The organism is Nocardiopsis sp. NPDC055824, assembly GCF_053616335.1.
Genome location: NZ_JBSHDN010000083.1, coordinates 20,924 through 28,797, shown reverse-complemented (window position 1 = coordinate 28,797; position 7,874 = coordinate 20,924). Strand labels below are relative to the sequence as shown.

2 protein-coding genes are annotated in these 7,874 nt (G+C 73.3%); both read left to right on the top strand.

The annotated features are described in order from the left end of the window. Positions 1–3,539: type I polyketide synthase (locus tag ACWGL3_RS17830; RefSeq protein ID WP_452461568.1), on the top strand; the 3,539-nt coding region annotated here is incomplete at its 5' end. Positions 3,540–3,882: 343 nt separating this feature from the next. Then, entirely contained in the window at positions 3,883–7,863 is a 3,981-nt protein-coding gene (hrpA, locus tag ACWGL3_RS17825) for an ATP-dependent RNA helicase HrpA (RefSeq protein ID WP_452461567.1), read from the top strand. Positions 7,864–7,874: the final 11 nt, after the last annotated feature.

Genomic DNA, 7,874 nt, shown 5'->3' with positions numbered 1-7,874 from the left:
CGTTCGCGTACGGCGCGCGGGTGGAGTGGTCGTCGGTGTTCGGGCGGGGGGCGCGGGTGGTGGAGCTGCCGACCTACCCCTTCCAACGACAGCGCCTGTGGATGACCGGCGACCGCTCGCGCGGCGACGTCGCCTCCGCCGGGCTGGAGCCGGAGCAGCACCCCCTCCTCGGCGCCGCGCTGTCCCTGGCCGACACCGGGAGCACCCTCTTCACGGGCCGGGTCTCCCGCACCACCCACCCCTGGCTGCTCGACCACGCCGCCGGGGACAGCGTCCTCCTGCCCGGCACGGCGTTCCTCGAACTCGCCCTCAACGCGGGCGACCGCCTCGGCAGCCCCCATGTGGAGGAGATCGTCGTCCAGGCGCCCCTCCTCCTGCCCGAGAGCGGCGCCGTCCAGCTCCAGGTCCTCGTCGAGGCCGCCGACGGCCGGGGCCGACGCTCCTTCTCGGTCTCCTCGCGCCCGGCATCACGGACCCCCGACCTGGGGGACCGCCCCTGGACCCGCAACGCCGTGGGCACCCTCACCCCCGAACCCGACCGCGTCCCCGACGACCTCGGGTCGTGGCCGCCCCCCGGGGCCGAACCGGTCCCCGTCGGCGACCTCTACACCCGCCTCGGCGACATCGGCTACGACTACGGCCCGGCCTTCCGCGGCCTCACCTGCGCCTGGACCGACGGGGACGAGGTGTACGCCGAGGTCGAGCTGCCCGAGGCCCAGCGGTCCGACGCCGAGCGCTTCGGCCTGCACCCCGCGCTCTCCGACGCCGCCCAGCACGCCCTCGGCTGCGCCCCCTGGATGCCCACGGACGGCGTGCGCCTGCCCTTCTCCTGGAACGGCGTCACCCTGCACGCCACGGGAGCCACCTCCCTGCGCGTCCACGTCCGGCCCCTCGGCGCCGACGAGGTCGCCATGACCCTGGCCGACGCCCACGGCGCCCCCGTCGCCACCGTGGACTCCCTCACCCTGCGGGCCCCCACGGGAGGGCCGGGCGCCGCGACCGAGCCGGCGGACGACCTGTTCCACGTGGAATGGGTCGACACCATCGCCTCACCGTCCGCCGAACCCCAGGTCTGGGCCGTGCTGGGCGAGGACATCCTCGACAGCTCGACGGCGCTCACCGCCGCCGGGCACACCGTCCGCTCCTACGCCGACGCCGACGCCCTGACCCGGGCGCTCGACGCGGGAGCCCCGGTCCCGGACCGCGTCCTGCTGCCGAGGCTCTCCACGCCCCTCGCCCCGACACCGGACGACGTGCGCACCGCTCTCGTACAGGCGGTCGACCAGGCCCAGCGCCTCCTCGCCGACGAACGCGTCGCCGACGCGCGACAGGTCCTGCTGACCCACCGGGCCGTCGCCACCGGCCCCGGCGAGGACGTCCCCGACCTGGTGCACGCGCCTCTGTGGGGGTTCGTCCGGGCGGCCGGGCAGGAGCACCCCGGCCGGTTCTCCATCGTCGACACCGACGACCCCGGACGCGCCTCCGCGCTGCTGACCGCCGTCCTCAGCGGTGACGACGACCAGGTCGCCCTGCGCGGCGGAGCCGTCCTCACCCCCCGTCTGGCGCGCAGCGCCCGGGAGGCACTCCCCACCTCCTTCGGTGACGGCACGGTGCTGGTCACCGGCGCCACCGGCACCCTGGGCGGAGAGATCACGCACCACCTGGTCGACCACCACGGGGTCCGCGACCTGCTCCTGGTCAGCCGCAGCGGCCCCGACGCCGAGAGCGCGGCAGAACTGGAGGCCTCCCTGGCAGCCAAGGGCGTCGACGTCACCCTCGCCGCGTGCGACGCCTCGGACCGGGAGCAGCTGGCCGCCCTCCTGGCCGGCCGGCGGATCACCGCAGTGGTCCACGTCGCCGTCGCCCTGAACGACGGCCTGCTCACCTCGACCACCCCCGACAGCATCGAGGACGTGCTGCGGCCCAAGGTCGACGCCGCCTGGCACCTGCACGAACTCACCTCGGACCTTTCGGCGTTCGTCCTGTTCTCGTCCGTGGCCGGCACCCTGGGCAGCCCCGGACAGACCGGTTACAGCGCCGCCAACTCCTACGTCGACATGCTCGCCCACCACCGCCGCGCGCACGGGCTGCCCGCGGTGTCGCTGTCGTGGGGCATGTGGGCCCAGCGCAGCAGGACGACCGCCGCCCTCGACGAGGGCGACATCAGCCGCTACGCCCGCCTCGGCCTGGCCGGGCCGGTGGACACCGGACACGGACTCGCCCTGTTCGACGCCGCCCTCGCCACGGGCGTTCCCCACGTGCTGCCGGTGCCCATGGACCTGGCCGGCGCCCGTGCCAGGGCCGTTCGCACCGGGAAGGTCGCGACCATGCTCCGCGGCCTCGTCCGACCGCCCCGGCGGCGGGCCGGGGCAGCGGCGGAGACCGCCGGGAACCTCCGCGGCGCCCTGGCCCGCACCCCCGCCGACCAGCGGACGGACCTGGTGCTCTCCTTCGTGCTGGCCCGGACCGCCGAGGTGCTGGGCCACGCCGGCACGGGCGCGGTCGACGCCGACACCCCCTTCCTGGAGGTGGGCTTCGACTCCCTCACCGCCGTCGAACTGCGCAACCAGCTGGCGGCCGCCACCGGCCTGCGACTGCCCGCCGGGCTGGCCTTCGCCCACCCCACACCGCGCGCCCTGGCCGTCCACCTCCTGGAGGAGGTCGGAGACGGCAGGGGCGCCGCCCCCGCGCGGACCGAACCCCGACGGGCCCTCGACGGGTTGGCGGACCTGTTCGTGGAGGCCTGCGCCCAACGGCGGATCGCCGAGGGGATCGATCTGCTGTGGGCGGCGTCCCAGGTCAGGCCCGTCTTCACCGGCGTCCACGACGCACCCGTGACGCGGGGCCCCGTCCGCCTGTCCAAGGAGGGCAGCGGCACGAAACTGATCTGCCTGCCGTCCATCCTCATGATCTCCGGGGTCCAGGAGTACGCCCGTTTCGCCAACGGCGTGCGCGGGATGCGCGAGGTCGAGGTGATCCCCGAGCCCGGGTTCACCGACGGGGAGCCGCTGCCGGCCAGCATCGGCGCCGTCACCGAGGTCCTCGCCGACGCCGTTCTGGAGTGCGCGGGAGACCGGCCGTACATCCTGGTCGGACGCTCCTCCGGCGGGTGGGTGGCGCACGCCGTCCTCGAACGGCTCGAACACCTCCGGACGCTCGGAAGGGCGCGCACGCCGGAGACGCTCGCCCTGATGGACGCGCCCCACCCCACCGACCACACCGCGCTCGCGACCATCGAGACGGGCGTGGTGGCCCGCGGGGAGCTGCTGGGCATCATGGACGGCGTCCGGCTCAGCGCCATGGGCGCCTACCTGCGCCTGTTCCGTGACTGGCTGCCCGGTCCGGTGGAGACGCCCGTCGTCCAGCTGCGTCCCGAGGAGCCCACCATCGACCGGGACGGCGGCGCGGTGCCGCCCTTCACGTGGTCGCTCCCGCACGAGGTGCTGCGGGTGCCCGGCGACCACTTCACCATGCTGGAGGGGCACGTGGACGTGGTGGGCCGCGCACTGCACGACTGGCTGGCCGCGCGGGGCCTGTAGCGGCCCCGGACGCCACGGTTCCCGGCCGGGGCCGCCACGGTCCGCCGTGACGGCCCCGGCGCCCCCGGCCCCGCACGGACACGGTCCGGGCGGGGCCGCTCCGCGTCCGCGACCCGGGGACGCGCGGGCGGGGACCGCCGGGGGATCCGGGCCCCGGCCGCCCCGGCGGCGCGCGTGCGGGGGCCGGAGCCGCGCGGAACAGAACCGGCCCCGCCGGCGTTGAGCACCACGTGCCCGGGAACCCTCCGCCGACCTCGCGGAGCGCCCCGGCCGCGACCGTTCTCCTCCGGTATCCGGCTCCGCGTCGAAAACCGGTTGCCGACCCTCCTACTCTTGACTACTGATGAGCACGACCACGCCCACACCCACCGCGGACGCACTCCGCTCCCGGCTCCGCGACCTCATGCCCGCGGACCGGCACCGGCTCCGTCGGCGTATCGACGGCCTCGCCAAGATCCGCGACGAGCGCCGCAGCGCCTCCGCCGCCGCCCAGATCGCCAAGGACATCGACGAGGCGGTCCTGCGCGTCGACCTGCGCCGCGAGGCCGTCCCCGAGCTCACCTACCCCGAGTCGCTCCCGGTCAGCGCCCGGCGCGACGACATCGCCGAGGCCATCCGGGACCACCAGGTCGTCATCGTCGCCGGTGAGACCGGCTCCGGCAAGACCACCCAGCTGCCCAAGATCTGCCTGGAGCTGGGCCGCGGCGTCATGGGCACCATCGGGCACACCCAGCCCCGGCGGCTGGCCGCGCGCACGGTCGCCGAGCGCATCGCCGAGGAGATCGGCACGCCGCTGGGCGAGACCGTCGGCTACAAGGTGCGCTTCACCGACTCCTCCAGCGGCAGCACCCTGGTCAAGCTGATGACCGACGGCATCCTGCTCGCCGAGATCCAGCACGACCGGATGCTGCGCCAGTACGACACCCTCATCATCGACGAGGCCCACGAGCGCAGCCTCAACGTCGACTTCCTGCTCGGCTACCTCAAGCAGCTCCTGCCCAAGCGCCCCGACCTCAAGGTCGTCATCACCTCGGCGACCATCGACCCCGAGCGCTTCTCCCGCCACTTCGACGACGCCCCCATCATCGAGGTGTCCGGGCGCACCTACCCCGTCGAGGTCCGCTACCGGCCCATCTCGGAGGACATCCTCGACCCCGAGGAGAAGAACCCCGGGCCCGGCACGGACCGCGACCAGACCCAGGCCATCCTCGACGCCGTCGACGAGCTCTCCCACGAGCCGCCCGGCGACATCCTGGTGTTCCTCAGCGGCGAGCGCGAGATCCGCGACACCGCCGAGGCGCTGGAGAAGAAGAAGCTCCGCGGGACCGAGATCCTCCCGCTCTACGCGCGCCTGTCGGTCTCCGAGCAAAGACGCGTGTGGTCCTCCCACAGCGGGCGCCGCGTCGTCCTGGCCACCAACGTCGCCGAGACCTCCCTGACGGTCCCCGGCATCAAGTACGTCATCGACCCCGGCACCGCCCGCATCTCGCGGTACTCCCACCGCACCAAGGTGCAGAGGCTGCCCATCGAGGCGGTCTCCCAGGCCTCCGCCAACCAGCGCAAGGGCCGCTGCGGCCGCGTCTCCGAGGGCATCTGCATCCGGCTGTACTCCGAAGAGGACTTCCTGTCCCGCCCCGAGTACACCGACCCCGAGATCCTGCGCACCAACCTCGCCTCCGTCATCCTCCAGATGGCCTCCCTCGGCCTGGGCGACGTGGCGGCCTTCCCGTTCGTGGACGGCCCCGACCACCGCCAGATCAAGGACGGCGTCAACCTCCTCCTGGAACTCGGCGCCCTGCACCCCGAGGCCGAGGCCGCCTCCGGCAAGGGCGGCGGCAAGCGCCGCCTCACCCAGACCGGCCGGCGCCTCGCCCAGCTGCCCATCGACCCGCGCCTGGGCCGCATGGTGCTGGAGGCCCAGGAGCGCGACTGCCTGGCCGAGGTCATGGTCATCACCTCCGCCCTGTCCATCCAGGACCCGCGCGAGCGCCCCACCGACAAGCAGCAGCAGGCCCAGCAGTCCCACGCCCGGTTCACCGACAAGGAGTCGGACTTCCTGGCGTTCCTCAACCTCTGGAACCACCTGCGCGACCGCCAGCGGGAGCTGTCCGGCAACCAGTTCCGCAAGCTGTGCCGCGAGGAGTTCCTCAACTACCTGCGCGTCCGCGAGTGGCAGGACATCCACTCCCAGCTCAAACAGGTCCTGCGCACCATGGGCATCGAGGTGCCGCCGCTGCGCGAGGAGGCCGCCGACCCGCGCGGCGTCCACATGTCCCTGCTCGCCGGACTGCTCTCCCACGTGGGCCTCAAGGACCCCGAGAAGCACGAGTACCTGGGCGGGCGCGGGGCGCGCTTCGCCGTCTTCCCCGGCTCGGCCCTGTTCAAGAAGCAGCCGCGCTTCGTCATGGTGGGCGAGCTGGTCGAGACGTCCAAGCTGTGGGGCCGCATGGTCGCGCGGATCGAACCGGAGTGGGCCGAGGAGCTCGCCGGCGACATCGTCAAGCGCAACTACAGCGAACCCCACTGGGAGCGCAAGCGCGGCGCCGTCATGGCGTTCGAGCGCGTCACCCTCTACGGCGTGCCCATCGTCGTGCAGCGCAAGGTGTCCTACGGGAAGATCGACCCGGAGCTGTCCCGGGAGCTGTTCATCCGCCGCGCCCTCGTCGAGGGCGACTGGGAGACCCGGCACCACTTCTTCCACGACAACCGCAAGCTCCTCGACGAGGTCGAGGACCTCGAACACCGCGCCCGCCGCCGCGACATCGTCGTCGACGACGAGACGCTGTTCCGGTTCTACGACCGACGCGTCCCCGACGACGTCGTGTCGGCCGCGCACTTCGACGCCTGGTGGAAGAAGGCCCGCCGGACCGAGCCGACGCTCCTCGACTTCACCCGCGAGGAGCTCATCAACGACGGCGTCGACGTGGTCAGCGAGGACGACTACCCCGACGTGTGGCGGCAGGGCGCGTTCACGTTCCCGCTGACCTACCAGTTCGAGCCGGGCAGCGCCGCCGACGGAGTCACCGCGCACATCCCGCTCAAGTTCCTCAACCAGGTGGAGAACACCGGCTTCGACTGGCAGATCCCGGGCCTGCGCGACGAACTCGTCACCGCGCTGATCCGCTCGCTGCCCAAGCCGCAGCGCCGCTTCTTCGTACCGGTCCCCGACAACGCCGCCCAGGCGCGCGCCGGCCTCACCCCCTACGAGGGGACGCTGACCGGGGCGCTGGCCGCCGAGCTCACCCGCATGGCCCAGCCCAGGGGCGGGGACCGGATCCCGGAGAGCGCCTTCGAGCTCGACCGCGTGCCCGACCACCTGCGCATCACCTTCCGAGCGGTGGACGACCGCAACCGGACCCTGGCCGAGTCCAAGGACCTGGAGCAGCTCCGCGCCAAGCTCAAACCGCGCCTGCGCGAGGCCATCTCCGCGGAGGCCAAGGGCGTGGAGAAGAAGGGCATCACCTCCTGGGACTTCGGTCCGCTGGAGCAGACCCTGGAGCGCAAGGCGCTCGGCCCCAAGGTCAAGGGCTACCCGGCCCTGGTGGACGAGGGCGACAGCGTCGCGGTGCGCATCTTCGACACCCGGGCCGAGCAGCGCGCCGCCATGCGGGCCGGGACCCGGCGCCTGCTCATGCTGACGATCCCCTCGCCGGCGCTCGCCGTCAGCAAGGGGCTCAACAACCCGGACAAGCTCGCCCTGGCCGACAACCCGCACGGTTCGGTGAAGGCGATGCTCGCCGACGCCGAGTCCGCCGCCGTCGACCACCTGCTCGCCCGCGAGGGAGGGCCGGTCTGGAACGGCGACGACTTCGCCGCGCTCGCGGACCGGGTCCGCGCCGACCTCGGCGACACCCTCGCGGAGACCCTGGACAAGGTCGCGCGGGTCCTGGTGCTGTGGCGCAAGGTCTCCAAGAAGGTCAGGGGCACCACCTCCCTGGCCGTCCTGCCCTCGCTCAACGACGTGCAGGGCCAGCTCGGCTCCCTCGTGGGGGACGGGTTCGTCACCGCCGCGGGCGTGGCACGCCTGGACGACCTGCACCGCTACCTGAGGGGCATCGAGTACCGCCTGGACAAGCTGCCGGAGAACCCGCGCCGCGACCAGGTCAACATGTCCAAGACCGAGCAGATGCGCCAGGCCGTCGCGAAGGTCACCGGGTCCCTGCCCCCCGGGCGGGCGGCAGACGCCGACGTGGCCGAGCTGCGCTGGATGCTGGAGGAGTACCGGGTCAGCCTGTTCGCGCAGGAGCTGCGCACCGCCTACCCGGTCTCCGACAAGCGCATCATGAAGGCCCTGGAGGCCGTCAAGGCCGCCGGCAGGCAGTAGCCGCCGACCCT

Excerpts from the sequence above, each read along its gene's own strand:
- hrpA (WP_452461567.1), top strand. The coding sequence starts at position 3,883 with ATGAGCACGACCACGCCCACACCCACCGCGGACGCACTCCGCTCCCGG.